Source organism: Actinomadura sp. NPDC048955 (assembly GCF_040649435.1).
In the GTDB taxonomy this organism is placed as follows: Bacteria; Actinomycetota; Actinomycetes; order Streptosporangiales; family Streptosporangiaceae; genus Spirillospora; species Spirillospora luteofluorescens.
The window spans coordinates 25,040-49,748 of sequence record NZ_JBEZJI010000064.1 but is presented as its reverse complement, the minus strand read 5'-3'; the positions used below and the strand labels follow the sequence as shown (position 1 = coordinate 49,748).

Below are 24,709 nucleotides of genomic sequence, written 5' to 3'. Positions count from 1 at the left end.
CGAGGGCGGCGAGCTCGTCCTTGACGCGGGTCAGTTCGTCCGTGTATTCGGCAAAGGTGGTCATCGTGGCCTCCGGCCGCTCTGTTTGTAGGGTTTCGGAATACACCGTCCGGAGAGCCCTCGATGACGCACGAGAGAATTTGCCGAATAATGTTCTGGAATTAGGTTCGAGCGGCGCGGTCGTTCGCGGCACGGAGCCGGATGAGAGGAATTGCCAGGCGGGCGAAGTGGCGCGCGATCTGATCAGCGGCGCGTTACGTCATCACCTGTGCGGAAGGCTTTTCCGCCACGGTGTCGTGAAGCCGGAACGAACCCGCACGACGGTTCCGATCAGGGCTCGGTGAACATCGAGTACAGGTGGGGGTTCGCTTGGCCGGCGGGTCCAGGTGGTGGCCCATCATCTTGTCGTTGGACTCCCGAAGGTCGAGATCCAGTACGAGTTGCCGGGCAGTCCGGCCGGGTGACCGACACCAGGTGCACCCTGTTCTCCTCGGTGCGTTCGGTCGCCGCGACGTGCATCGCCTCCGGGGTGCTCCACGAGGTCGGGTGGACGAGGTGGCCCGCGCCCTCCAGGGCGAGGGCGCGGGCCACCTCCGGGACCCACACCTCGTCCCCGATCATCGCGCGGATCGTGCCGATCGCGGTCCGGGCGACGGTGATGCGGTCGCCGGGGGCGGCCGGCGTCCTGCACCGCAGGTCGCCGTCAATAGGATCGTCCGCATGTCGCCGCAATTGCTCGGTCTCCTGGTCGGTTCCGGTTTTGGAACCGCTTTCGTGCTCGCCAACGCGGGGGAGCCACTGCCGGGGGCCGTCGGGATCGCGTTGCGGGTCCTGGCGGTGCTGTGCCTGGCCGCGGTGGTGGTGGTCGGCTTCCGGGGGGACCGGCGCGGTGGGACGGGGCGCGGCGGGACGGGGCGCGGCGACGGGCGGCCGGCGTGGTTCGGGCCGCGGTTCGGGCTCGTGGTGGTCGCGGAGTTCGCGCTGATCTTCGGCGGTATCGCCGTGCTGCGGGCGCTGGGCGCGCCGCAGGAGGTCAATGTCGCCTGGATCGCGTTGATCGTCGGCCTGCATTTCGTCGTGCTGGCACGGGTGTGGAAGAGGGGCGCCATCGCGGTGCCGGGGGTCGTGCTGTCCGGTCTCGGGGCGGCCGGAATGATCATGGCTGCGGCGTCGTCCGTGGAGTGGATCCCCTTCGTCAGCGGTGCCCTGTCGGGTGTCACGCTGCTCGCGGGATCGCTGTACGGCGCAGCGCGGCGATAAGCCGGTTCCCCTGATCCTCAAGATGAGGTCTCATGAGGGCCGACCGGCCGACGCGTTCTGATCAGTCACGCGTCTCGGCGCCACCCGTGCGGAAGACCTTGGCCGCCACGGTGTTCTGAAGCCGGATCCAGTCGTCGAAGTCCTCGCGGCGGTAGCGGGGGTCGGCGGGCATCAACCGGACCTGGGGCCTCTCGTCCATCCACCAGATCGTGAAATCGGTGGTGGTTCCTTGGGCGGGCCACCGCGTGGAGTCCAGAGGCAGGTGGAGGACGTCGACGAAGCCGCCGACGGGGAGGCCGAGGTCGACGCCGATCCCGATGGCGCCCGGTCGCGGGACCCAGACGACGGTTCCAGTGAGGGGCTGCCCGAGCTGAAGCCGGGACCAGAGTTGGGGCCATTCGGCCGACTCGGGGCGATACCCCTCGTCGCGCCAGGCGCTGGGGCGGTTGGACTCGTCGATGGAGGGCTCCTGGGGGGGTTCGGTTCAAGATCTACAATCTGCCCCAAGCAGGGCGAGGGCGCGCGGGATACGGACGCTTTTCGGCGTTCTGGCGAACATCTCCGCGGAGCCGCCGAGGAAGTGGCCGTTTTTCGCTGCGGTGGTCGGTGCCCTAGGCGTGCTACGGGAGGGACCGTTCGCAGCACGCCGCGAAGTGCAATGCGTTCCGCATGGCGGCTGCGCTCGCCGTCCGCTCGCCGTCCGCGCACCCGGGGCGAGGCCGGATGCGGTCGTGGCGTTCCTCTTACCGACCGGACGGTATGTAATGCGCATCATGCGCTTCCGCCCCCTCGCCGTTCTCTCCGCTCTCGTTCTCTCGGTGGTCGTCCCGGTGAGTACGGCTCGCGCCGACCGTGTTCCCGGCGACCAGCCGCTTCCCGGATACACCATCGACAATCCGCCGCTCGCGCCCGTCCAGGTGCACGGGAAACCGTCGCGGGTGATGCAGGGCGTCCATCGCCACGCGGCCTATGACATCGAGGTGCCGCCGCAGTGGAACGGCAAGCTGGCGCTGTGGGCGCATGGCTATGCGGGGCAGGGCCGCGTGCTGAAGGTGGAGCCGCCGCAGTACGGCCTGCGGCAACGCCTTCTCGACCAGGGGTACGCGTGGGCGGCGTCGTCCTACTACGACAACGGATATGACGTCCGCGCGGGCGTGCTGAGTACCCGGGACGTGGCCGAGTTGTTCGCCCGCGAAGTGGGACGTCCCAAGCAGCGCATCATCGCCGGGGTCTCCATGGGCGGGCACATCATCGGACGCTCGCTGGAGCAATTCCCCGGGTATTACAACGGCGCGCTGCCCATGTGCGGAGTTCTCGGCGACAACGAACTGTTCGACTACTTCCTCGACTACAACCTTGTCGCGCAGGACCTGTCGGGGGTCCGCGAGTACCCGGCCACCGACCGGTACGCGACGGTGACCGTCCCGAAGATCGAGGCGGCGCTCGGGCTGACGGCGCTGCGGCCGGGCGGGCCCGACACCACGAACGAGCGCGGGAAGCAGTTCCGCTCGATCGTCGTCGACCGGACGGGCGGGACGCGTCCCGGCGCCGAGCAGTCGTTCGCGGTGTGGAAGGACTTCCCGTTCACGCTGGCCGAGCCGTCCGTTCCGGGCGCCACCCTCGCCGAGAGTCCGGGCCAGGTCGGGACGAACCTGTTCACCCGGTACGAGCCGAACAGTCCGGTGGACGTGAACAGGACGGTCCAGCGGGTGCGGGCCGAGAACCTTCCGGCGCGGCTGTCGAACCGGCTCTCCCAGGTGCCGCGCATCAACGGGCGACCGGACGTCCCGGTCCTGAGCCTGCACGGGCTGGGGGACCTGTTCGTCCCGTTCTCCATGGAGCAGATCTACGCGAGGGACGTCGCGCGGAACCACCGGTCGAGGCTGCTCGTCCAGCGCGCCGTCCGGACGGCCCAGCACTGCGAGTTCTCGAACGTGGAAGCGGGCACGGCCTGGGACGATCTCGTCCGCTGGATCGGCAAGGGCGCGCGCCCCGCGGGTGATGTGACCACGAGCCCGCCGGTGGTGGCGCGTCCGGACTACGGTTGCCGGTTCAGTGACCCCGCCGCCTACGCGGCCGGGACTGGGACGCGGCGGCTGTTCCCCGCCTGTCCGTAGAGGGGTTCCGGCCACACGCGCCCGTGGCCGGATCCCGGCGGATCATCACAGGTCGGTGGCGATGATCTTCTCGATGTTCCGCTCGGCGAGGGCGGTGATGGTGACGAACGGGTTCACGCTGGTGTTGCCCGGGATGAGCGAGCCGTCGATGGCGTAGAGGCCGGGGTGGCCGTGCAGCCGGCCGTAGTTGTCGGTGGCCTTGTTCAGGACGGCGCCGCCGAGCGGGTGGTAGGTGAGGTGGTCGCCCCAGATCTTGTAGGTGCCGAAGAGGTCGGTCCGGTAGATCGTCCCCTCCTTGCTGTTGATCTTGTCGAAGATCGACTTGGCCATGTCGATGCTGGACTGCTTCCAGGCGGTCTGCCAGTTGAGGTCGACCCGTCCGGCGGAGGCGTTCCAGGAGAACGCGGCCCGGTGCGGGGTGTTGGTGATCGACAGGTAGAACGAGGCGTATGTCTCGATCCCGGTCGGCAGCGGCGCGACCTCGGCGAACGCGCCGCCGGCGTCCCAGTTGTCGATGCCGCCCGTCGGCATGCCCGACTGGAGGCTGCCGGTCGGGTCCCACAGGTGGTTGGCGCGGCCGACCATGACGTTGCCGTTGTCGCCCCAGCCCTTCCCGATCTCGCCGTTGAGGTTGGGCAGCGCGCCGGTCGCCTTGAGCTTGACCAGCAGCTTGCTGGTGCCGACGCTGCCGGCGGCGAAGAACACCCGTGCGGCGGTCACCGTCTTGGTCGCCACGACGTTCCCGGTCGTGTCGATCTGCTCGATGGCGACCGTGTACCCACCGCCGGACGCGGGCGTCACCGACGTCACCCTGTGCTGCGCCGAGATGGCGACCCGGCCCGTGGCCTTGGCCTGCGCCAGGTAGGTCTTCTGGAGTGACTTCTTGCCGTAGTTGTTGCCGTAGAGGATCTCGGCGTTGAGCGCCGACTTCGGCACGGCGCCGGCCGCCTCCTGCTTCATGTAGTTGAAGTCGTAGACGTTCGGGACGTAGACGAACTCGAACCCCGAGCGCTGGGCGTGCTTACGTCCGACCCGCGCGTACTGGTAGCAGTCGGTGGTGTCGAACCATGCCCGGTCGATCTCGTTGACGCCCAGCCCGGAGTTGGCGCGCGGGTAGTAGACGTTGTACATCTCGTCGGCGTTGACCGAGGGCAGGATGGCGCTGAACCGCGACCGCTTCGGCGTGACCGCCATCCCGCCGTTGACGAGGGAGCCGCCGCCGACGCCGCGGCCCTGGTAGACGAGGATGCCGCCGAAGTCCTCGGCGTCCAGGATCCCGGTGTACTTGGGGACGTCCTTGTCGATCGGGAAGCCGAGGAAGTTGCTGAGGGGCTGCTTGGTCCGCGTCCGGAGCCAGTAGGCGCGGTAGTCCGGCGACCGCATGCCCGAGAAGATCTTGCCGTCCGAGCCCGGGGTGTCCCAGGTCATGCCCATCTCGACCATGTGGACGTCGATGCCCGCCTGGGCGAGGCGCAGCGCGGCGACCGAGCCGCCGTACCCGGTGCCGACGACGAGGACGGGGACGCGGGCGCCGTTGGGGATCGGCGCGGGGACCGGGGCCGCGGCGGCGCCGGTCCGGCCGAGCATGCCCAGCCCTACGATAGAACCGGTTCCAACGATGAAACCTCGACGGGACACGCTAAGGGACGGGGTGGAGTCACGCATGTGACCTCCCTCACTCGTGAGATTAGAACGTGTTCTATAGCCAAATGTGAGGCGCGTCACGAGTTACCCGGGAGTTTCTCATGACCACATGTGGACTACCAAGTGCTTGCTTGGGACCTGGTACATTCCGCGCATGATCTCCGTGGTCGTGTGGGGTACCGGCAACATGGGACGGCTGGCCGTCCGCTCCGTCGAGGCGCACCCGGGGCTCCGGCTGACCGGCGTGATCGTCCACGATCCCGCGAAGGTCGGACGGGACGCGGGCGACCTCGCCGGCCTCGGCCGCGACCTCGGCGTCGCGGCCACCGCCGACGCCGGGGCGGTGCTCGCCGCCCGCCCGCAGGCCGTCGTGTACGCGGCGTCGGGCGACATCCGGCCGGACGACGCCCTCGCCGACGTCCTCCAGGCGATCCGCGCCGGCGCCGTCGTCGTCACCCCCGCCCTCTACGCCCTCTACGACCAGCGCGGCGCGCCGCCCGAGATGCGCGCGCAGGTGCTGGACGCGATCGCCGAGGGCGGCGGCTCCCTGTTCGCCTCCGGCGTCGACCCCGGATGGGGCAACGACGTCCTGCCGTTGCTGGTCAGCGGCCTCGCCGGCACGATCGACGTCGTCCGCTGCCAGGAGATCTTCGACTACTCCGCCTACGACCAGCCCGACTCCGTCCGGTACCTGGTCGGCATGGGCCAGCCGATGGACTACGAGCCGCCGATGCTCGCCGCGACGGTCCCGACGATGGTGTGGGGCGGGCAGGTCAGGCTGATGGCCCGCGCCCTCGGCGCCGAGCTGGACGACATCCGCGAGACCGTGGACCGGCGCCCCCTCGACACCACGATCACCACCGCCTCCATGGGCGACTTCGAGAAGGGCACGCAGGGCGCGGTGCGGTTCGAGGTCCAGGGCATCGTGGCGGGAGAGCCCCGTATCGTCGTCGAACACGTCACGCGCATCCACCCGTCCTGCGCGCCCGACTGGCCCGTGCCTCCGGACGGCGACGGCGCGCACCGCGTGGTCATCGAGGGCGTGCCGCGCATCGAGGTCACGGTCGAGGCCACCGACGAGCACGGCAACCGCGCCGCCGGAGGGAACGCCACGGCCGCCGGACGCCTGGTGAACGCCATCGACTGGCTCGTGGACGCCGAACCGGGCCTCTACGACGCGCTCGACGTTCCCGTCCGTCCCGCCGTGGGCAAACTCTGGAAGGCGTCGTGAGAAGGGCAGGCCCGTGAACATCGAGATCCCCGAGGGCAAGGACCCGATCCAGTACGTGTGGGGCGAGATGGTGCCGGGCATCGGCCCCGCCGCCTCGAACCTCTCCCTCGCCGTCTACGCGCACACCACCCTCGGGCTCCGCGAGTTCGAGGCCGCCCGGCTGCGCGTCGCCCAGCTCAACGGGTGCCTGTTCTGCCTCGACTGGCGGACGGAGCGCGACAGCGAGAAGGTCGAGGAGGGGTTCGCCGACGCGGTGACCGAGTGGCGCACCACCGAGGCCTTCGACGAGCGCACCCGCCTGGCCGCCGAGTACGCCGAGCGTTACGTCCTCGACCACCACGGCCTGGACGAGGAGTTCTGGGCCCGGATGTCCACCGGCTACACCCAGGCGGAGATCGTGGAGCTGAGCATGTGCATCGGCTCCTGGCTGGCCTTCGGACGCCTCAACCGCGTCCTCGGCCTCGACGCCATGTGCGTCCTGCCGCATCCCTGACGCGGAGGCGGGCCCGGCGCCACCCCGCGCCGGGCCCGGTATCCGGGCGAACCGCGAACCCCTTCGGACCCTGGCTTCAGCGAAGCACGGCCCCGCGCATAAAGTCAACTATTCCGACTGGTTTGGTTGAGTTCTCGCGGGCGGTGGAGTGCCGGGTCAGTCGTCCTCATCGATGTGGGCCAGTTTGTCGGGGTTGGTGACGGCGTAGACGCCGCGGACGCGGTGGCCGTCCGGGTCCAGGTCGAGCACCATGACGGCGAACGGCGCGTCCTCGTTGAACAGCACCGCGGACGGGTCGCCGTTGACGGTCCGGTAGATGATGTCCAGCTCCATGGGCCTGCGCGCGGTCGTCCCGGCGATGGCGCGGGCCACCCTGTCGGCCCCCTGGATGGGACGCAGGGCCGAGGTCGCCTTGGACTTGCCGCCGCCGTCCGTCCACAGCGTCACGTCCGGCGCGAGGATCTCCATCAGCGCCTCCAGGTCGGCGCCGAGGGCGGCCTGGAGGAACCGCTCCGTCGCCTGCCGCTGCACCTTCGGGTCCGCCTGGTAGCGGGGACGGCGGGCCTGCACGTGCTCCCGGGCGCGGTGCGCGAGCTGCCTGACCGCCGCCGGGCTGCGGTCCAGGATCGGCGCTATCTCCGTGTGGGCGTAGCCGAACACCTCGTGCAGGACGAACACCGCCCGTTCGAGCGGCGTGAGCGTCTCCAGGACGACCAGCAGCGCCATCGAGACCGCCTCGGTGCGCTCGGCCGGGTCGTCCGCGTCGTCGCGGGCCACCAGCGGCTCGGGCAGCCACGGCCCCACGTACGTCTCGCGGCGGCGGCTGATAGCGGCCTGCCGCGACAGCGCCGTGTTGACGGCGATCCGCACCAGGTAGGCGCGCGGGTTCTCGATCTCCCCTGGGGCGCCGGCGGCGCTGCGGGCCGCCCACGCCAGCCACGTGTCCTGAAGGACGTCCTCGGTGTCGGCGACGCTCCCGAGCATGTTGTAGACCACCGAGAACAGCAGCTCCCGGTGCGCGGCGAACACCAGCGTCGCGGTGTCGTCCGTGGTGCTCTCGGACATGGCTCGGCCCTCCTGTGCGCTCCCTACTCAGAGCAAGGCAGGGCCTCGGAATGTGACATCCGCCGACGAAATGTGACCTGGACCTCATTCGCGTCCCGCCGCGTCACACTCCCTTCGCCCGATCCGCTCATGGGTCGCGGAACGAAGCGGCCAGGGGAACCTGGCGCTCCCCGTGCCCCGGCGGCCGCCGGGCACGGGCCCACCGACCGGAGGTCTCATGAGCGACTCCCCTCCGTCCTTCCTCGCGACCGGACGCGGCAAGATCACCCTGACCCTGCTGTGCGCCATCGCGTTCCTGGACTTCATCGACGCCTCGATCGTCAACGTGGCGCTGCCCGCGATCCGCGCCGACCTGGACTTCTCCGTCCAGGACCTGCAGTGGGTGCCGTCCGGCTACCTGCTGACCTACGGCGGGTTCATGCTGCTCGGCGGGCGTCTCGCCGACCTGCTCGGACGCCGCCGCGTCGTGGTCGCGGGCACCGCGCTGTTCTCGCTGTCCTCGATCGCGGGCGGGCTCGCCACCACGTCCGGGACGCTCATCGTGGCGCGGCTCGCGCAGGGCGCGGGCGCGGCGCTGATGCTGCCGGGCACCCTGTCGATCCTCACGACCACCTTCAAGGAGGGCGGCGACCGCGGCAAGGCGCTCGGCGTGTGGGGCGGCGTGGGCGGCGGCGCCTCGGCCGCCGGGGTCCTGCTCGGCGGGCTGCTCACCGACGGGCCCGGCTGGCGCTGGGTGATGCTCGTGAACGTCCCCGTCTGCGTGATCGTCATCGCCGGGCTGTTCCTGCTCGTCGAGGGCGACCGGCGCGCCGCCCGGCTCGCGGGCTTCGACGCGCTCGGCACCGTCCTGGTCACCGGCGGGATGCTGCTGCTGGTGTTCACCCTGGTCAAGGCCCCCGAGGTCGGCTGGGACGCGGGACGCACGATCGGCGGCCTCGCCGGAGCGGCCGCGATCCTGGCGGCGTTCCTCGTCAACGAGCAGCGCAGCCGGAACCCGCTGCTGCCGCTGTCGATCTTCCGGATCCGGGGGCTGGCCGCCGCGGACGTCACCCAGCTCGTCGCGGTCGCCGGGTTCCTGTCGATGTTCTTCTTCCTCAGCCTGTACATGGTGAACGTCCTCGGCTACTCGCCGCTGGAGACCGGCTCGGCCTACCTGCCGCTCTGCGCCGGCGTCGGCGTCGCCGCGGGCGCGTCCGCCCCGCTGATCGGACGCGCCGGGACCCGCCCGGTGATGATCGCCGGACTGCTGCTCGCGGCCGCCGGCATCTACCTGCTGTCGCGCATCCCGGTGGACGGCCACTACCTCACCGACCTGCTGCCCGGCCTGATGGTCACCTCGTTCGGGCTCGGGTTCACCTTCGTGGCCGTCACCACCGCGGCCAACGCCAACGTCCCGCCGGACAAGGCCGGGGTCGCGGCGGCGCTGCTCAACGCGTCCCAGCAGATCGGCGGCGCCCTCGGCCTGGCGATCTTCTCCGCGGTCGCCACCGCCCGCACCGGCGACCTGCTCGCCGACCGCAGGCCGATGCCCGAGGCGCTCACCGGCGGGTTCTCCCGGGCGCTGCTGGCAAGCTCGCTCTTTCTGGTCGCCGCGGCGGTCGTCGCCCTGCGCGCCGCCAACAGCCGGGGCGAGGCGTCCGCCCTGGAACCGGAGAAGGAGGACGGCCCCGTGCCGGTCACCTAGAGGACGGGCCGTCGCCGTCGGGCACCCGGATCAGGGCCGCCCCGAACAGGACGATCAGCCCGGACGCCGCCAGCGCGAACTGCGACGGTGAGAGGCCGAGCGGGGTCGCGCCCGCCTTCCGCAGAAGGTCGGACGCGGCCCCCGCCAGCAGCGCCGCGAGCGCCAGGCCGAACCGCAGGACGGCGTGGAAGGCCGTGAGCGCCAGGTTCCGGTTGACGCCGCTGAGCGCCTCCTGGAAGTAGGTGATGCCGCCCACCAGGGCACTGGTCGCGGCCGCGCCGAACAGCACCGCCCCGACGAACGCCCACGCCACCGACCCCAGCAGGGCCATGAAGAAGATCACCACGCCCTGCACGGCCGTCCCGACCCGGACCTGCACCGCGAGGTTCCGCACCTTGCGATGGATGATCAGCAGGCCGACGAGCGCGCCCACCCCGAACAGCACCACCAGCGTCCCGAACTCCAGCGGCCCCGCGGCCAGGACGTTCCGGACGAACACCACGCCCAGCGAGAACAGCGCGCCCAGCCCGAGCGACACCACCGCCACCCCCGGCAGGACGCCGCGCACCACGGGCAGCCGCAGCGCCGCGAGGAGACCGCGGGTCGTCGCCTCCTCACCGGTGCGCTCCACCTCCCGCCGCTCGGCCGGTCCCGGACCGAGGTCGGGGATCGAGCGGATGGCGAAGTAGCAGGCCAGATACGTCAGGGCGTCCAGCCAGAACACCGCCACGTAGCGCCAGTGGGTGCCGAGGCCGATGTGCTGCGAGAAGTACAGGATCAGCCCGAACGCCCCCGCGCCCACCGGGATCATCCCGTACGAGGTCGCCATCGTGATGCCGTTGGCGATCTCCAGCGTGCCGGTGTCGTGCCGGTTCTCCTCCTCCTCGATGAGGAACGGGATGGACGCGTCCCGCGCCGGCAGGAAGATCAGGCCCGCCACCTCGATCATGAAGGCCCAGAAGTACACCCACCCCAGCCACGGCACGATCGGCAGCGCCACCGCCATGCCCGTCTGGACCAGCGTCGCCCACATCAGCACGCTCCGCCGCCGCCACCGCGTCACCACCCGCGCCGCCACCGGCGCGCCCAGCGCGGACGGGAGCAGCCGCAGCACCAGGACGCCGCCGACCGCCGTCGTGGAGTCGCTGAGCTCCAGCACGAAGTACATCAGCGCCAGCGTGCCCATCCAGTCGCCGAACGAGGACACCGTCTGGCCGAGGATGAGCCGCCGGAAGTCGCGCTTGTTCAGCTGCTCCCTGAGTCCCATGCGGGCTCCATCCCCGGTGTGTCGTGCTTCGGCGGCGCGTCGGGGACGGAACCCTCCAGCAGGGCGGCGAGCCGGGCCGCGCCGGCGTCCCAGCTCCAGCGTTCGCACGTCCACCGCCGTCCGGCCGCCCCCATCGCGGCGGCGTGCGCGGGGGAGCCGAGCAGGTGGTGCAGGGCCAGGGCGATCTCGTCCGGGCCGGTGGCGTCGATCAGGACCCCAGTCCGGCCGTCGATCAGGGACTCGGGGCTGCCGCCGGACCGGCCCACCACCACCGGCAGCCCCGACGCGGACGCCTCCAGCACCGACAGGCCCAGCCCCTCGGTCTGCAGCCCCGCCCGGTCGTCGCGGCACGGCAGCGAGAACACGTCGGCGGCGGCGTAGTAGCGCGGCAGTTCCGCCGCGGGAACGGGCCCGGTCACCGTGACCGCCCCCGGCGCCTCCCGGTCCGCCATCTCGACGAGCCTGCGCCGCATCGGACCGTCCCCGACGATCACCAGCCGGGCGTCCGGACGCCGCCGCACCACGTCCGCCCACGCGCGGATCAGCATGTCGTGGCCCTTGCGCCGCACGAGCCGCGCGACGCTCAGCACCACCGGCCCGCCGCCGAGACCGTGCCGGCGGCGGACCGCCGACCCGTCCATCCCCGGCCGGAACCGCACGGTGTCCACGGCCCCGGCGAGCCGCGCCAGCCGCGTCCGGTCCCCGACGGCGTCCCTCAGCTCCGGCAGCGTGGTCGCGCTGAGATGGGTGAGGACGTCGAACGACCGCGCCGCCGCCCTGAGCGCCGCCCGCGTCGGCGGCGCCCGGAACCACCCGAGCTCCTGCCCGTGCGCGGACCCGACCAGCCACCGCACCCCGGCCGCCCGCACCAGCGGCGCGTACATCCCGAACGGCGCCGCCGCCGTGATCCACCCCGCCTCGACCCGGTGCCGCGCGACGAGCCGCCGCAGCCCCCGGAACAGCAGGTAAGCGTGCCGCCGGACGACGGGGAACCCGAGCTCGGCGTCGAACTCCGCGGCCCCCGCCCACGCGGGCGCCACCACGACCAGCCGCTCGGCGGGCAGCCGCCGCACCAGCTCCCACGTGAACGTCTGCACACCGCCGGGCTCCGGTGGAAAGTGCCCGGTCAGCACCAACGTCCGCGGTATCTCCATGGGTCCACGATTTCCCGCCCAGCCGCCCCCCAACCAATCCACCAGGCCACGAGCCGATATGTCGCCGTCAAGGACGGCCGACACGACTTGCGACCCCCTAACCGAAGGTAAAGGACGGCCGGGCTTGTCATATGAACATGTCATGACGAGGTCAACGGCGGGGCGCGGGATACCCTTCATTCGTCGAGCCGGCCCGCCTTTTGTGATCCGCGCGGCCTGCGTCCCGCTCCGCTTCCCTCCGCCCGCGGCCCGCGCCGGTCGCAGGGAACCGCGCGACTGCTCCCTGATCTCGTAAAAGTCAGGTATCGTAGGCTTATCCGGATAATGGTGGACTGAGATCGTCTTCCGGGCGTCCGAAGTCGATCAATCCGCGGATCGGAGATCGGCACATGTCTCCAGATGCTACGACGGTCTCGTTGAACCGGAGGATCGAGCAGTTCGAGGCGGGCGACGCCGTGCCGATCACGCGGCCGGAAGCGCTCGGCGAGCTCGTGTCCCTGGTTCATTCCCCGGACGTCTTACGCGACGGCCTGCCGCTCCCGATGATCCAGCTGGCGGGCGGGTTCCACTGGTGCCGGGCGAAGGCGAGATCGCGAGGAAGCGATGACCTCGAGTTCGTCTACGCGACCTCCCTGATGGCCCGGCACATCGACGGACGGGCCGGCCTGGAGTTCGACAAGCATTATCTCGCCTTTCTCGCCAACGACTTCCTTGCGCAGGTGGGCACCGGTGAAGACGAACCGCTGAAACAGGCCGCCATCGATTTCGCGTCCGACGTGTCAGATCTGCTGTACGACGTCCATCCGGCTCTGCCGGTTCTGCTGGCCAATCTCGCGCTGACACATGAATCCAGATTCGCGGCACTCCGGAACCGGCGCGATCTCGACCAGGCCATCGATCGGACGCGGTCGTCACTGGCGTTGATCGCGGACGGGCTGCCGCAGAAGCCGATGCTTCGCAATAGGCTGATCTCTCTTCTCGAGACCCGATCAGAAGAGGACGCCTCGGCCCAGGACTCCAGTGAGCTCGCAGCCATCCGGGCGAGTGCCGCCGGTCCGGCGCCTTCTGCGAGGCCGCGTTCGGACTTTCGATACGACCTCAGGTCGTTGTCCGTGAGTCCCACTTCCTTCAAGCCGCTCATCGAAAGAGCGCTTTTCTTTCCTCGCTCCGAGGAACTCGCCGACCATCTCAGCGAGACCAAAGCAGGTGACCTGGTAGTCGAGTCCGCGTTGAGGAGGCTCGACTTCGCGGCGCTGGCCGAGTCCCTGGTCGAGAACGGCTACAGCGATATGCTCGCCACGAAACTCGCGGACGGACCAGCCGACTCCGTCGTCTTCTCCTTCCCCCTCATAGGGGTTCCGTTGAGGGCCCTCAACCACGGGTTGGCCTCGTCCGGCCCAGGACGGAGAATCCTGGAGAGCCTGGCCGCCTGCGAGGCAGGCCGAAGTCTTTCGACCTCGCTGCTGTGCCGACGTTGGGACTGGGCTTCGCGGATCTTCATCGATCTGGCCGGCAGTGAAAGCACGGAACAGGTGCTCCGGGCCATCGCCCACGCCGAAGGAGGGCGGGAACTCGCACGCCTTCTCGCCGCCACCGACGAAGGCGCCTCCTTCCTCAGGAAGATGATCGACGATCGGTGGTTCCTCCTGCTCGGCCGGCACTTGCTCTCCACCGGGCCGAGCAGGCGTTTCCTGGCGGACCTGTGCGGCAGCCCCGCAAGCGAGGTCCTGATCGAGGAACTGCTCGCCCGGGACGACGCCGAACAACTGCTGGCCGAAATCCGGGCATCGAGCTATGCGGTTGACGTCCTCACCCCGTTGGCCGACAGCGGAGAATTGGCCGACCTCCACGAGGCCATCGCTGACAGCGCGAAGCGCAGCAGGCTCGCCGAACGGCTGGCCGCCGGGGAGGAGGACGCCGACGCCGGGCGGACCGACCTGGCAACTCTGCTCCTCCCGGCTCTGATGGCGCCGGTCCTGAAGTTGTGGCTGGCGTCGATCGGAGTGGCGGCCACCGCGCAAGTCGTCTACGTGGCGGCAGTGATCGCGGTAACGCATCGTTCCAGCACGTCGGACGGTCGTGGCGATGAGCCGCGAAGTGATGACGAGCTGTGGATACCGCCATCGACCCATCACCGCCCCCCACAGGATTCGGACCTCTGGAAGAGAGTCCTGGGCGCTCGGCTGAACGATGGCATTCCGGCCGTCGACGCGTCGGACATCGAGGATTCGGAACGGCTGGCGGGCGCGGTCCATCGGTACATGACGACGAAGGACCTCAGCCGCCCGGCCCCCGACCATCAAGACCGCATACTCCTGCGCCTCATCGAGGCATGGCATCTCGCCGACGGCGATCACGATGAGGGGACGAGCACCGTCGAGTTCGGAGACAGGCTGCAGGAGGAGCCCGAGTTCTCCGTCAGCCTCGAAGACCTTCAGGAAGCCGTCCGGGCAGCGCTCGAAGGATCGCCCCGAGAGCGCTGGACGAAGAGGATAAAAGAGATCCTGGTAGGCGTCACGGCAGGCGGCATCGTCACCGTCACCCCGGCGATCGTCGAAGCCGTGGCCAGGCTCATGGGCCTGGCGCCGAGCCCCGACGCGCAGGTGTACGAGATCGACAAAAGGCTGGCGCAAGATTTCGACCAATGGCGCGCCGGAGCGAGGGAAGGGCTCCCCGCGGATTCCCCTTGGACCTCCGATGACGAGCTAGCGCTGATCTTCTGCATCCACGCGCTCAGCCTTGTCACGATCTCCGGCGCCTACCAACGGCGCCACCCTCCGCGCGAGGGGACCGCCGGGCCCGAACTGGTCGCGCCCGCGATACGCATGAACGGCGAGTTCACGACCGTCCACGCGCAGAATCTCGGCATGGACGTGTTCTACACCTGAAACCGTCCCAGACAGCCGTCCGCCCGCACAGTGCCGGGCAGCTTCCCCCTCAACGAAACGTGCAATCCCGGCGGATTCGCGCTTTCATGAACGTCGGTACGACCGGTCGAAGGCCCTGCTCGGCATCGGTGGCCCAGGCTTGCATGAGGCGAGGCGAACCGGTGCCGGTTACATCTCGGGGAAGGGACGCAGCGTGGGCATGGAGCATCCCACCAGGACCGATACCAAAGTCGAGAACACCGACCGGCCGGATCCGCCTGACAAGCCGCCCGCGCCCCCGCGTGACACTCCCGGTGCCCCTGGCTACCCGTCCCGCCGCGAAAGCCTCGCCCGAGCCCGGGAAGCTGCCCCGCAAGAGGGCGGGACATCACAAGTAGCGGTCAAAGACAGCGGTTCCCGAGGGCCGGAAGAACACGACGACAAGCTTTCCTCCCCACAGGCCGACAGCGGTAAGGAGAAGGAAGAGCCGAGCGGCCCCGAGGCCCCTGACGGGGAAGAGGACACGGCCAAGCCGGACGTGGAAGCAGGCGGCTCCGAGTCCGGCGAGGAGTCCGAGCGGGGCGAGGGCGGGGAGGAAGGGCACTCCGAGAGCGAGAAGGCCGGGCAGACCGACGCGGAGCCAAGCGGCGGCGAGTCGCAAGATGACCGTGACGGCAAGCTCGCTGACGCACAGACCAAAAGCGTTGGAGAGAAACCCGAGACGCCCGACGAACCGGTCTCTCCGAAACAGCAGCACACCCTGCCGGCCGACAACCCTGGCTCCCCACACCAGCCGTCCCGCCGTGAAAGCCTCGCCCGCGCCCGCGAACACGTCCAGCCGGAGAGCGGCTCGCAAAGGACCGAAACCACGGACACCAGCGGCCTGCCACCCGCAGAGCCCGCCGTTGAGCCTGTTCCTTCTCCACCGGAGAACGGCAGCTTTGAGACCGAGCGTCCGCAGGAGCAGGCGCCAAGTCCTCAGCAGGACCAGAAGTCGGGAAGCGATGAACCGCCGCCTCCCTCGGAATTGGACGGCGAGGGCGAGCGCGACATGGCGGAAGGTGTCGCCCAGGAGCCCGAGGGGCAACCGGGCGACTTGCCCGGTGACGACCTCAGCGCGGGGCCGACCGGTGAGCCGGACGGCACGGCGAGCCTCGATGGCTCGACCGACGTGGCAGACGACCTAGGGCGAAGGATCTCAGGTGAAGAACCAGCCGACGACAACGGGCGGAGGGCCGAATTCTACGATGACGTCCTCGAACGCGGAATACCAGATCAGCTGAGAAGGCTTGCTGCCAAGCTGAATCGAAGTGATGGCCCCAGAGAACTGGAAGGTCTGGTCGACCGCCCGGACTTCCAGGACCCAGAACAAGATCCCCGATACACGCCGGACCGATATGGAACGCCGCTAGATCGGGACGACGGAACACGGACACCGCTTTTCAAGGGAACGCCTAAGCGTGAGCAGGCAGAACAAGGAGGCCTAGGTGATTGCGGCATCGTCGCAACCCTGGGGGCGGTCGCCGGGCACCGTCCTGAGGCCATTCGTGCATGCGTATCCGAAACGGGCGACGGTAATTATCAGGTACGTCTGCATGAGGCAAAATACTCAGCGGCCAGGCAGCGGTACGAGCCGACCGGTGCTTCCATCACGCTCACCCTCACACCCGATCTGCCAGTACTAGACGCCGCGCCCGGCATGCCTGCCTTCGCTCCGATCATGGAGAATACGGCTTGGGCTCCGGTGCTGGAGAAGGCTGTCGCTGGATGGGATCAGACATGGAGTGCCGAACGCTGGGGCAAGGTGAAGCGGCTCCGGGAGGCGCAGGGCAACTCTGGAGAATCCCCGAAGGGATATGTCCGACTGAATCGGGGTAGCAGCCCAGGCGAACGAGCTGAACTGCTCACGCAGCTCACGGGACTTCCGGCCAAGACTGTACAGTTCCCTAGTGGCTATGATAAACGGGGGCGCAGCGCTGATCGCCAGCTTCGTGACGAGATCGCCCAACAGCTGTCCGACGGAAAGCCCGTGCTGGTGGGAACTCGCGATAAGCGTAAGGGTGAATCGAAGCTCCCGAAAGGGCTTCGCGCCAATCACGCCTACGAGGTCACCAAGATAGATGACCAGGGAAAGTTTCATCTGCGCAATCCGTGGGGTGAAAAGCATCCTGAGGCGATGACGGTCCAAGAGTTCAAACGCGAAGCACGGCCGCGCTATACAACATTGGAGTAATCGTGGCACATCAGAATGTCGCTCTTCAAGAAGGAACTCAGGCCCACCTGGAAGGTGGGGTAAAGATGGGCCTGGTCGACGTGAATATGGGAGAAGACGGTGATTCCTCGGAGGTGATTCTCTTCGTCAAGGATGAGGGGGAGAATGAGTTCACCCTGCGCCTTGGTGACACTTTTCCGGTCGGAGGTCAGACTTGGAAGGTTGATCGTATCGAAGAGATCGGAGGTGGGAGGTTGGGTGCTGCTTTTTCCAAGATTGAATAGCGCTTCTAGGCGGCGCGTGGCTGCTTCATGTGCTTTTAGGGCTGCATTGCCGTCACCGGGTTGGGGTGAGGCGGCGTCCAGTGGCTCGCATGGAGAGTGAGGTGAGGTGCTGGGCGAGGAGTTCGGGGGATGGTGCTTCGAGTAGGTGGTCTAGGGGGCCGGGGATGAAGGCCCACCAGGAGCTTGTGTAGATGCCGTACCAGACCTGCAAGCCGGGGATCCAGTGCGTCAGGCCGGCGGCCGGGTTCATCGGCTCAGCTCCCCGGCGGACGGCTGAGCGGCCAGCGCCTCGCGTAGTTCCCTCTCGGAGTCCGCTATGACGGTCGCGGGCAGGCTCGACCTCGGATCGCGTCGAACCGCGCCCCAGTACTCGCCCCGCTGGGACGTCCACACCATCCAGGCGGGGAAGTCCCGCTCGATCTCCGCCGTTCGCGTGTCTTTCATGCGCTGACCTGCCCCTTCACGGCCGAGTTCGTCGGCGTTCGCTGGATTCATGGGACAGATTGCGCTCGGGCGATTACTGTCGGCAACGAAGCTGTTGTAACTGGACGTCCACCCCCCGACGCCCCCGCCAACCGAGTGCCGGAGGCCCCCGTCATGGCCAGTGACCAGCAAGACCCCGATGCGCTGCGCATCTACTTCAGTGAAGAGCTCCGCAGGACGCGCCAGCGCGCGAAGCTCTCCCAGAGCCAGCTCGCGAACGCCTTAGGCTGCACCCCGCAGTGGATCTGCCAACTGGAGAAGACGGACAAGACCGTCTCCGAGCAGACCGCCCTCGACCTGGACACCTACTTCAAGACCGACGGCTGGGACCAGGACGACGGCCACTTCCACCGCATCCACACCGCCATCCGCCGCGCCGGCCGCCACCGCGTCCTGTTGCCCGGCTTCGACGCCTACCTCCGCCACGAGAGCCAGGCAATCGGCATCCGATGTTTTGCTGCTCAGGTCGTTCCTGGCCTGCTCCAGACAGAGAGCTACGCCAGAGGGCTCATGATGCCGGGAGATACGGTGGAGACGCTGGATGCCCGGGTTGCCGGGCGCATGGAGCGCCAGTCGATTCTCACACGCCAGAACCCGCCGATGACGATATTTGTGCTGGATGAATCGGTCTTGCATCGTCCGGTGGGAAGCCGCAAAATAATGGTGGAGCAACTCGACCATCTCATCGGTCTCGAACAGTCCCTCGACGTGGACTTGCGTGTATTGCCATACGATCGAGCGTCGCCAGCCGGGCTGGAAGGCGGTTTCATGCTCCTCAACTTTGCGCATGAAGTCGACCTGATGTACATCGAGGCTGCTGGTGTCGGGCAGCTGATCGATAGTAGGAGCATGCTTTTCAAAGCCGGGGTACGGTTCTCATTGGTGATGGGTGAAGCCCTCTCCCGCGCCGAGACCTTCCAGCTTCTGAGCCGTTCCCGTGAGGAGTACCTGTGAAGCACCCGGAACCTCTGGCCACACAGTGGCGGAAGAGCAGCTACAGCGGTGGCTCGGGCGGCGAGTGCGTGGAGCTTGCAGTCGTGTCGGGTCGCCTCCTGTTTCGGGACTCCAAGGACCCGGACGGCCCCCGTCTTGGACTCGCCATGGAAGCTGCGCGGGCGCTGATGAGTCAGGTGCGTGCGAGGTAGTGGTGAATCAGGTGGACCCGCGATCGGCTGAGTGGCGTAAGAGCAGCTACAGCGGCGGGACGGGCGGTGAGTGTGTGGAGCTTGCCGCCGTGTCGGGGCGGGTTCTGGTTCGGGACTCCAAGGACTCGGGCGGGCCGTTGCTCGGGCTTACACCGGCTGCGGCTCGTGATCTGGTGAGTCGTTTGCGTGAGTGGCAGGCTTGAGTCACGTGAGTTCGGACGTGCTCGGGTTGCCTGAGGGAAGCTGACGCTGGAACCGCGAGGCTGTTGGGGCGGCAGTGCGCTTCAGGCAGAATCGGGGGTATGGCGAATCTGGCCGACAGGCAGATACCCGAGTACCTCGACTATGTCGGGCCCGGGTGGCGCGGGATCCTGATGCGGACCCATGCCGAACTCCTCGCTGTGCTGCCGAACTACCAGGTGGCCCAGGTCAAGGAGAAGTGGGGGATGCTGGACGTCAACCTGGGCGCGTACGTCGACCCCGTCACCGGCGAGTTCGGCATCAGCAGGGAACTCGGCAGCCAGGTCAGCGCGATCCTGCGTGCCGCCCGGGACGAGTCCCGCCGCACCTGCGAGGTCTGCGGCGAGCCGGGCAGCGAGACCGGGCGGGGATGGATCAAGACGCTCTGCCCTGACCACGCCCAGCCAGGCCAGGGCGCGACTCGCGACGTCTGACCTGGGGCGCCTGGACGGCGTGAGGGCGGTCCAGGCGACCCTGGTCATCCGGGGTCGCGCCGTGTCACGCCGAGCAGTTCCTGGTCTTTCCCTTCGCGCGGTAGCTGCACTTGTTGAAGAGCGTCCAGAACTGGTACGCGACGGCCTCGCCCTGGTAGACGTTGCGCTTGCTGACGTCGCAGTAGAGGCCGATCCCGGAATGCGGAGTGCCCATGCGGAGCTCGCCGACGTCCTGCCAGACGTAGAACTTCCAGCCCTTGAACCCTTGGACGACCTGGATGGTGTAGAAGGCCTTCTTGGTGAGCTTCACGCGGTAGGAGAGTCTCGTCGACTTCTCCGCGCTCACCTCGAATCCGACGCTCGCGCTGATCGACTCGTAGCTCGCGTTGAGACTGCTGGTGATCTTGTTGGAGACCTTCTCCTCGCCGGAGTACTCCAGGTAGGAGTTCGGGCCCTCGCCCGTGACCCGCCACGGATGCCGGTTGGGCTTGACGTACTTGGTCCCGACGAACTTGCCCTTCTTGACCTTGGTGTTCATCGCGCAGCGCTGGCCGGCCTTCTTCCCGGACGACTCGCTCGACGTGGCCGCCACGCGCTCGACGGCGGGGCCGTCGTCGGGGGCCACCGCGGCCACACCGCCCGCGACCAAGGCCGCCGCGACGATTCCTCCCGCCACTCCTGCTGATTTCCTCATTCCGCGAGGTCCCTTCTCGAATTCGTCTGCGAGAACTGCGCGACTTCCAGCGGGTCGCACATGCGGAACGCTATTCAGAGATTGGCGGGCTCCCTAGGGCCCAAGGGCCCAAGCGAAAGCCCCCGGGGACCCCAACTCACCCCCTCTCCGCAGACGAGCCTCGTGTTTTGCCCGTTTTGTTGCGACACCCAGTGCTCGGCGCCGGGCCTCTTCGTCAGTCGTCAGTGATGGGCATCAGGTCGACACGGTGACGGGTGGTCGGGTGGGTGAAGGTGAGCAGGTTGGTGGCTTCCCCCTCGATCGCCGCGCGGTCTGTCGGTGAGAGTGGGCGGAATGGTCGAACGGTCAGGGTGACGGTGTCGGCGGTGGTCTTCGCCGTCCAGGTGGCGGCCACCGTGCCGTCCACGAGGACGGTGGCGGCCACGGCGGCGCCGTCGCAGACTCGGCGGCGGACGTCGGCGGTCATCATCCTGGTGCGGTCGGCGTGGGCGAGCAGCGTCGCGTCGAACTCGGGCAGGAGGCGGACGGGCGCCGGGACGTCGCCGTCGGGACGTGGCGCGTCCGGCAGGTCGAAGAGTTCTCTCCCCGACGCGTCGGCGAACACCCGCAGTTCGGGACGCAGGCGGTCGAACACCTCGCGGAGCCCGCCGAGTCCCGACCAGGTGCGGGCATCGGCCGCCGACGCGGGGCCGAAGGCCGCCAGGTAGCGCCTGACCAGCAGGCACGCGTCCTGGAGCGTCGGCTCCCGGTGGACGCCCGTCCAGTCGGCGCGGGCGAACGGCGTCGCGCCGCGGACGTTCCACGTGCCGCTCGGCGCCGGGTGGACCACGGGTTCGAGGTACTGCACCGACCAGCCGAGGGCGGCGGGGTCGGCGTCCGGCCGTCGGCGCGCGAGGAGCCTGCCGAGTTCGGGACGGGTGAGCGTCCGGCCGCCGGCGAGCAGGTCGCGGGCTTCGGTGACGAGCGCGGCGGGGTCGGCGCCGGCGGTGCGGCGGCCGAAGGCGGTGCGCTGCACCCGGCGCAGCAGCGGCGCGAGCTGCGGACGGACCAGCCGGAAGTCCGCCACCGACAGGAGGTGCTGCGTCGCGCGCATCGACGTCGAGCGCACCAGCTCGCGGTTCTCGATCGCCACCGTCAGATCATCGATCGTGAAAGCCGACAGCCGGTTCCACAGCGCGAGGTACGGCAGGTTCGGGTCCTGTGCGTTGAGGCCGAGCACCCGTTCGACGGCGGGCACGACAGGGAGGTCCGCGCGGCACAGCAGCAGTTGCCGTTCGAGGAGCGCGCGGTTGAGCGCCCGCGCGGACAGCGCCTCGCGGGCGCCCATGTCAGCGAACCTTCCGGAAGAACCGGCGGATGTCGTCGGTCAGCAGGTCCGGCGCCTCCATGGCCGCGAAGTGGCCGCCGCGGTCGTACTCGGCCCAGTGCACGATCCTGTGCTGCCGCTCCGCCAGCGCCCGGATCGTGAGATCACCCGGGAAGATCGCGCATCCGGTGGGGACGGGTGAGCTCTCCGCGGGGGCGCCCCACTGCGACGCCTCCTTGTACAGCCGGATCGACGATGCCGGCGTGTCGGTCAGCCAGTAGAGCGTGACGTTGGTGAGCAGGGCGTCCCTGCCGACCGCGTCCTCCGGAAGCCGCTTGGCCGGGTCGCTCCACTGGTGGAACTGGTCGGTGATCCAGGCGAGCAACCCCACCGGCGAGTCGTGCAGGCCGAACGCCAGTGTCTGCGGTCGCGTCGACTGGATCGCCGCGTACCCGAACCGCTCGCCGGACGGGTCGGTCAGGACGGCGAGCCGTTCCTTGTCGGCCTCGTCGTAGTCGTCGTCGTTCCCGTCCCAGGCCGGGAACGTCATCGGCCCGTTCATGTGGACCCCGACGACGCGCTCGGGGGCCATCCTCCCGAGTTGGGGCGAGACGAACGAGCCGACGTCGCCGCCGTGCGCGCCGTACCGCCCGTACCCGAGCCGGTCCATCAGCGCGGCCACCACCTCGGCGTAGCGCGCGGTGTCGCCGTCGCCGGGCCGGCGCGTCGGGCCGGAGAACGCGAACCCCGGCAGTGACGGTACGACCAGGTGGAACGCGTCGGCCGGGTCGCCCCCGGACGCCCGCGGGTCGGTGAGCGGCTTGATCACGTCCAGGAACTCGGTGAACGTCGCGGGCCAGCCGTGGACCAGCACGAGCGGCAGCGCGTCCGGCTCGGGCGACCGGACGTGCAGGAAGTGCACCCGCTGCCCCTGGATCTCGGTGACGTGGTGGGGGAGTTCGTTCAGCGCGGCCTCGTGCGCGCGCCAGTCGTAGCCGGTGCGCCAGTACTCGGCGAGGCCCTGGAGGTAGGAGACGGGGACGCCGTGGTCCCAGCCCACCCCGGGAAGCTGGTCCGGCCAGCGGACGGCCGCGAGCCGCGCGTTCAGGTCGTCGATCCGGTCCTGCGGGATGTCGATGGTGAAGGGACGGATGTCCCGGTCGGAACTCATGAGAACGACGCTAGGAAGCACTTAGGACGGGTCCGGTCCTAAGCGGGCTGCCATAGTGGGGTCATGCCGGACACATCCGCGCGGCTGCTCAGGCTGCTGTCGCTGCTCCAGACCCACGGGGACTGGTCCGGTGCCGAGCTCGCCGAAAGGCTGGCCGTGACCACTCGTACCGTTCGCAGGGACGTGGACCGGTTGCGTGAACTGGGGTATCCCGTCCACGCCACCCAGGGCGCGGCCGGGTACCGGCTGGGGGCGGGGGCGTCACTGCCGCCTCTGCTGCTGGACGACGACGAGGCGGTCGCGGTGGCGCTCGGGCTGCGGACGGCGGCCGGAGGGTCCGTCGCCGGGATCGAGGAGACGTCCCTGCGGGCGCTCGCCAAGCTCGAACAGGTGCTTCCGTCGCGGCTGCGGTACCGGGTGGCGACGCTGGCCCGGGCCACCGTCCGGGTCGGCGCCCGCGCCCCCGAGGTGGACGCCGGCACGCTGATGGCCGTCGCCGACGCCTGCCGCCGGCACGAGCGGCTGCGGTTCGGCTACGCGGGTCCGCGCGGGGACACCGTCCGCCAGGTCGAGCCGCACAGCGTGGTCAACTTCGGACGCCACTGGTACCTCGTGGCCTGGGACGGCGACCGCGACGACTGGCGCACGTTCCGCGTGGACCGGATGCGGCCGCGCCTCCCGGCCGGTCCGCGCTTCCCGCCCCGCGCCGCCCCGGACGGCGACGTGGCGGCCTACCTCGCGCGGCGCCTGTCGGTCCGGACGTGGACCTGCCAGGCCACGGTCACCCTGCACGAATCCGCCGAGGCCGTCGCCGACCGCGTGTGGCCGGGCATGGGCGTCGTCGAGGCCGTCGACGCCCGCAGCTGCCTCCTGCACGTCGGCGCCGACACCCCGGCCGCCCTCGTGTGGATGATCACGTCGGTGGACGCCGACTTCACCCTGACCGCCGGTCCGCCCGAACTGGCGGGCGCTCTCCGCGCGCAGGCCGCCCGCTGCCTGAACGCCGTCGACCGGCCCTGACCCGCCTCTTCCGCTACTGGACGATGACGGTGGTCTGGGGGGCCTTCTTGTCCTCCGTCCAGCCGTCGTGGCCGGCGTCGGACTTCCAGCGCTTGCCCGCGTAGCGGACCTCGGTCAGGCCGTAGGCCTGGGCGTGGGTCACGGCCCAGCTCGCCACCGCCCAGCCCGAGCGGGGGTTCGTGACCTGGATCGCGTTCCAGGACTTCGGGTCGGACGGGGCACCCGCCTTGAGGGGGCCGGGACCGCCGACCTTCAGGCGGCTGCCGAAGGCGCGGCGCATCTCGCGGAGGGCCTCGGGGCGGCGGGACGTCGCCTTCTTGTCGGGCGGGTACCAGCAGCGGGCCGTGGCGGGCTCGCGGCCGGTGAAGGCGGTCGCGAGGAGCTTGCCGTCGGGCTCGTGCTGGGCGTAGGCGGTGCCGTCGGCGCTGCGCTGGACCTTCTGCGCCGCGTCGTGCAGGTCGCGGTCGAGATAGTCCTTGACCTTGACGAGGGCGTCGAAGAACTTGCTGGTGGCCTGGACGGGGTCGCGGAGCTTGTCCGGCGTGCCCCAGCCCTGGGACGGGCGCTGCTGGAACATGCCGACCGAGTCGCGGTCGCCGTTCGGCAGGTTGTGGATGTGGGACTCCTGGATCGCGGTCGCGTAGGCGATCACCACGGCGCGTTCGGGGAGCTGCTTGCGGAACGCGACGGCGGCGATCGTGGCGGCGTTCGCGCCCTGCTCCAGGTCGAGCGGCATCTTGCCCAGGCTCGTGCGCACCTCGCACCCGGACCCGTGCAGGTACGGGCGCGCCCGCTGGAAGGCCACGTAGGCGCCCACGCCCACCAGCAGCACGACGACGCACAGGATCGCGGCCCAGCGGCCGCCGCGCCGGCGCCGTCCGCCGCCCGCCCCCTCCTCGGGGCGTGCCTTCAACCTCGCCCAAACAGCCACGCGAAGA

Annotated in this window: 24 protein-coding genes; 13 read left to right on the top strand and 11 right to left on the bottom strand. The window is 69.4% G+C overall.

The window, feature by feature from the left end; translation table 11 throughout:
- Positions 1 to 330: 330 nt before the first annotated feature.
- The gene (locus AB0C84_RS38140) at positions 331 to 732 is read right to left on the bottom strand and encodes a nitrilase-related carbon-nitrogen hydrolase (RefSeq protein WP_361075707.1); all 402 of its coding nucleotides are present in this window, start codon (positions 730 to 732) and stop codon (positions 331 to 333) included.
- On the opposite strand from AB0C84_RS38140, the gene AB0C84_RS38135 reads away from it, so the two are divergent.
- Complete coding sequence (locus AB0C84_RS38135; protein WP_361075704.1) at positions 721 to 1,260, top strand: hypothetical protein; 540 nt, start codon at positions 721 to 723, stop codon at positions 1,258 to 1,260. The genes AB0C84_RS38140 and AB0C84_RS38135 overlap by 12 nt on opposite strands.
- Positions 1,261 to 1,321: 61 nt before the next feature.
- Here the strand turns inward: AB0C84_RS38135 and AB0C84_RS38130 are convergent, their stop codons facing one another.
- Entirely contained in the window at positions 1,322 to 1,459 is a 138-nt protein-coding gene (locus AB0C84_RS38130; protein ID WP_361075701.1) for a hypothetical protein, read from the bottom strand.
- Between the two features lie 574 nt (positions 1,460 to 2,033).
- On the opposite strand from AB0C84_RS38130, the gene AB0C84_RS38125 reads away from it, so the two are divergent.
- Positions 2,034 to 3,377: a hypothetical protein gene (locus AB0C84_RS38125; protein ID WP_361075698.1), complete on the top strand. Its 1,344-nt coding sequence runs from the start codon at positions 2,034 to 2,036 to the stop codon at positions 3,375 to 3,377.
- Between the two features lie 45 nt (positions 3,378 to 3,422).
- Here AB0C84_RS38125 and AB0C84_RS38120 read toward each other — a convergent pair whose 3' ends face one another.
- Positions 3,423 to 4,964 (bottom strand): GMC oxidoreductase, encoded by a 1,542-nt coding sequence (locus AB0C84_RS38120; RefSeq protein WP_361075695.1) that lies wholly within the window; start codon positions 4,962 to 4,964, stop codon positions 3,423 to 3,425.
- Positions 4,965 to 5,175: 211 nt separating this feature from the next.
- On the opposite strand from AB0C84_RS38120, the gene AB0C84_RS38115 reads away from it, so the two are divergent.
- Positions 5,176 to 6,252 carry a dihydrodipicolinate reductase gene (locus AB0C84_RS38115; RefSeq protein WP_361075692.1) on the top strand — a complete coding sequence of 359 codons (1,077 nt, stop codon included), beginning with the start codon at positions 5,176 to 5,178 and terminating at the stop codon, positions 6,250 to 6,252.
- Positions 6,253 to 6,265: 13 nt separating this feature from the next.
- Complete coding sequence (locus AB0C84_RS38110) at positions 6,266 to 6,745, top strand: carboxymuconolactone decarboxylase family protein (protein WP_361075689.1); 480 nt, start codon at positions 6,266 to 6,268, stop codon at positions 6,743 to 6,745.
- A 156-nt stretch (positions 6,746 to 6,901) separates the two neighbouring features.
- Here AB0C84_RS38110 and sigJ read toward each other — a convergent pair whose 3' ends face one another.
- Positions 6,902 to 7,810 carry an RNA polymerase sigma factor SigJ gene (sigJ, locus tag AB0C84_RS38105; protein ID WP_361075686.1) on the bottom strand — a complete coding sequence of 303 codons (909 nt, stop codon included), beginning with the start codon at positions 7,808 to 7,810 and terminating at the stop codon, positions 6,902 to 6,904.
- 217 nt (positions 7,811 to 8,027) lie between these two features.
- On the opposite strand from sigJ, the gene AB0C84_RS38100 reads away from it, so the two are divergent.
- Positions 8,028 to 9,494 (top strand): MFS transporter, encoded by a 1,467-nt coding sequence (locus AB0C84_RS38100; RefSeq protein ID WP_258941229.1) that lies wholly within the window; start codon positions 8,028 to 8,030, stop codon positions 9,492 to 9,494.
- Here the strand turns inward: AB0C84_RS38100 and AB0C84_RS38095 are convergent.
- Together AB0C84_RS38095 and AB0C84_RS38090 are read right to left on the bottom strand one after the other, a co-directional pair.
- Complete coding sequence (locus tag AB0C84_RS38095) at positions 9,487 to 10,761, bottom strand: MFS transporter (protein ID WP_258941228.1); 1,275 nt, start codon at positions 10,759 to 10,761, stop codon at positions 9,487 to 9,489. The genes AB0C84_RS38100 and AB0C84_RS38095 overlap by 8 nt on opposite strands.
- Positions 10,740 to 11,915: a glycosyltransferase family 4 protein gene (locus AB0C84_RS38090; RefSeq protein ID WP_361075683.1), complete on the bottom strand. Its 1,176-nt coding sequence runs from the start codon at positions 11,913 to 11,915 to the stop codon at positions 10,740 to 10,742. Before AB0C84_RS38090 ends, AB0C84_RS38095 begins: the two co-directional genes overlap by 22 nt.
- 416 nt (positions 11,916 to 12,331) lie before the next feature.
- On the opposite strand from AB0C84_RS38090, the gene AB0C84_RS38085 reads away from it, so the two are divergent.
- From AB0C84_RS38085 to AB0C84_RS38075, 3 genes are all read left to right on the top strand, one after another.
- Entirely contained in the window at positions 12,332 to 14,803 is a 2,472-nt protein-coding gene (locus tag AB0C84_RS38085) for a hypothetical protein (protein ID WP_361075680.1), read from the top strand.
- A gap of 199 nt (positions 14,804 to 15,002) precedes the next feature.
- Entirely contained in the window at positions 15,003 to 17,015 is a 2,013-nt protein-coding gene (locus AB0C84_RS38080) for a C2 family cysteine protease (protein ID WP_361075678.1), read from the top strand.
- 2 nt (positions 17,016 to 17,017) lie between these two features.
- Positions 17,018 to 17,278: a DUF6406 domain-containing protein gene (locus AB0C84_RS38075; RefSeq protein ID WP_361075675.1), complete on the top strand. Its 261-nt coding sequence runs from the start codon at positions 17,018 to 17,020 to the stop codon at positions 17,276 to 17,278.
- Between the two features lie 246 nt (positions 17,279 to 17,524).
- On the opposite strand, the gene AB0C84_RS38070 is transcribed toward AB0C84_RS38075, so the two are convergent.
- A complete protein-coding gene (locus AB0C84_RS38070) occupies positions 17,525 to 17,722 on the bottom strand; it encodes a hypothetical protein (RefSeq protein WP_361075672.1) in 198 nt (65 codons plus the stop codon).
- Positions 17,723 to 17,875: 153 nt separating this feature from the next.
- On the opposite strand from AB0C84_RS38070, the gene AB0C84_RS38065 reads away from it, so the two are divergent.
- From AB0C84_RS38065 to AB0C84_RS38050, 4 genes are all read left to right on the top strand, one after another.
- Entirely contained in the window at positions 17,876 to 18,715 is an 840-nt protein-coding gene (locus AB0C84_RS38065) for a helix-turn-helix transcriptional regulator (RefSeq protein WP_361075669.1), read from the top strand.
- A complete protein-coding gene (locus tag AB0C84_RS38060; protein ID WP_361075666.1) occupies positions 18,712 to 18,906 on the top strand; it encodes a DUF397 domain-containing protein in 195 nt (64 codons plus the stop codon). Before AB0C84_RS38065 ends, AB0C84_RS38060 begins: the two co-directional genes overlap by 4 nt.
- Positions 18,906 to 19,109 (top strand): DUF397 domain-containing protein, encoded by a 204-nt coding sequence (locus tag AB0C84_RS38055; RefSeq protein WP_361075663.1) that lies wholly within the window; start codon positions 18,906 to 18,908, stop codon positions 19,107 to 19,109. Before AB0C84_RS38060 ends, AB0C84_RS38055 begins: the two co-directional genes overlap by 1 nt.
- A gap of 99 nt (positions 19,110 to 19,208) precedes the next feature.
- The gene (locus AB0C84_RS38050; RefSeq protein WP_361075660.1) at positions 19,209 to 19,580 is read left to right on the top strand and encodes a hypothetical protein; all 372 of its coding nucleotides are present in this window, start codon (positions 19,209 to 19,211) and stop codon (positions 19,578 to 19,580) included.
- A gap of 64 nt (positions 19,581 to 19,644) precedes the next feature.
- Here the strand turns inward: AB0C84_RS38050 and AB0C84_RS38045 are convergent, their stop codons facing one another.
- The 3 genes from AB0C84_RS38045 to AB0C84_RS38035 all read right to left on the bottom strand — a co-directional run bounded on the left by AB0C84_RS38045 (position 19,645) and on the right by AB0C84_RS38035 (position 22,751).
- Positions 19,645 to 20,256: a hypothetical protein gene (locus AB0C84_RS38045; RefSeq protein ID WP_361075657.1), complete on the bottom strand. Its 612-nt coding sequence runs from the start codon at positions 20,254 to 20,256 to the stop codon at positions 19,645 to 19,647.
- A 232-nt stretch (positions 20,257 to 20,488) separates the two neighbouring features.
- Entirely contained in the window at positions 20,489 to 21,601 is a 1,113-nt protein-coding gene (locus tag AB0C84_RS38040; RefSeq protein WP_361075654.1) for a winged helix DNA-binding domain-containing protein, read from the bottom strand.
- Between the two features lies 1 nt (position 21,602).
- Positions 21,603 to 22,751, bottom strand: a complete 1,149-nt coding sequence (locus AB0C84_RS38035) for an epoxide hydrolase family protein (protein WP_361075651.1) — start codon at positions 22,749 to 22,751, stop codon at positions 21,603 to 21,605.
- 63 nt (positions 22,752 to 22,814) lie between these two features.
- On the opposite strand from AB0C84_RS38035, the gene AB0C84_RS38030 reads away from it, so the two are divergent.
- The gene (locus AB0C84_RS38030; protein ID WP_361075649.1) at positions 22,815 to 23,771 is read left to right on the top strand and encodes a WYL domain-containing protein; all 957 of its coding nucleotides are present in this window, start codon (positions 22,815 to 22,817) and stop codon (positions 23,769 to 23,771) included.
- A 13-nt stretch (positions 23,772 to 23,784) separates the two neighbouring features.
- Here AB0C84_RS38030 and AB0C84_RS38025 read toward each other — a convergent pair whose 3' ends face one another.
- Entirely contained in the window at positions 23,785 to 24,702 is a 918-nt protein-coding gene (locus AB0C84_RS38025; RefSeq protein ID WP_258941210.1) for a hypothetical protein, read from the bottom strand.
- Between the last annotated feature and the right edge of the window lie 7 nt (positions 24,703 to 24,709).

Bases quoted from the DNA above. Each gene is read 5' to 3' on its own strand.
- AB0C84_RS38135 (WP_361075704.1), top strand. From the start codon at position 721: ATGTCGCCGCAATTGCTCGGTCTCCTGGTCGGTTCCGGTTTTGGAACC.
- AB0C84_RS38130 (WP_361075701.1), bottom strand. From the start codon at position 1,459: ATGGACGAGAGGCCCCAGGTCCGGTTGATGCCCGCCGACCCCCGCTAC.
- AB0C84_RS38125 (WP_361075698.1), top strand. From the start codon at position 2,034: ATGCGCTTCCGCCCCCTCGCCGTTCTCTCCGCTCTCGTTCTCTCGGTG.
- AB0C84_RS38120 (WP_361075695.1), bottom strand. From the start codon at position 4,964: ATGCTCGGCCGGACCGGCGCCGCCGCGGCCCCGGTCCCCGCGCCGATC.
- AB0C84_RS38115 (WP_361075692.1), top strand. From the start codon at position 5,176: ATGATCTCCGTGGTCGTGTGGGGTACCGGCAACATGGGACGGCTGGCC.
- sigJ (WP_361075686.1), bottom strand. From the start codon at position 7,810: ATGTCCGAGAGCACCACGGACGACACCGCGACGCTGGTGTTCGCCGCG.
- AB0C84_RS38100 (WP_258941229.1), top strand. From the start codon at position 8,028: ATGAGCGACTCCCCTCCGTCCTTCCTCGCGACCGGACGCGGCAAGATC.
- AB0C84_RS38095 (WP_258941228.1), bottom strand. From the start codon at position 10,761: ATGGGACTCAGGGAGCAGCTGAACAAGCGCGACTTCCGGCGGCTCATC.
- AB0C84_RS38090 (WP_361075683.1), bottom strand. From the start codon at position 11,915: ATGGAGATACCGCGGACGTTGGTGCTGACCGGGCACTTTCCACCGGAG.
- AB0C84_RS38080 (WP_361075678.1), top strand. From the start codon at position 15,003: ATGGAGCATCCCACCAGGACCGATACCAAAGTCGAGAACACCGACCGG.
- AB0C84_RS38070 (WP_361075672.1), bottom strand. From the start codon at position 17,722: ATGAAAGACACGCGAACGGCGGAGATCGAGCGGGACTTCCCCGCCTGG.
- AB0C84_RS38065 (WP_361075669.1), top strand. From the start codon at position 17,876: ATGGCCAGTGACCAGCAAGACCCCGATGCGCTGCGCATCTACTTCAGT.
- AB0C84_RS38050 (WP_361075660.1), top strand. From the start codon at position 19,209: ATGGCGAATCTGGCCGACAGGCAGATACCCGAGTACCTCGACTATGTC.
- AB0C84_RS38040 (WP_361075654.1), bottom strand. From the start codon at position 21,601: ATGGGCGCCCGCGAGGCGCTGTCCGCGCGGGCGCTCAACCGCGCGCTC.
- AB0C84_RS38035 (WP_361075651.1), bottom strand. From the start codon at position 22,751: ATGAGTTCCGACCGGGACATCCGTCCCTTCACCATCGACATCCCGCAG.
- AB0C84_RS38030 (WP_361075649.1), top strand. From the start codon at position 22,815: ATGCCGGACACATCCGCGCGGCTGCTCAGGCTGCTGTCGCTGCTCCAG.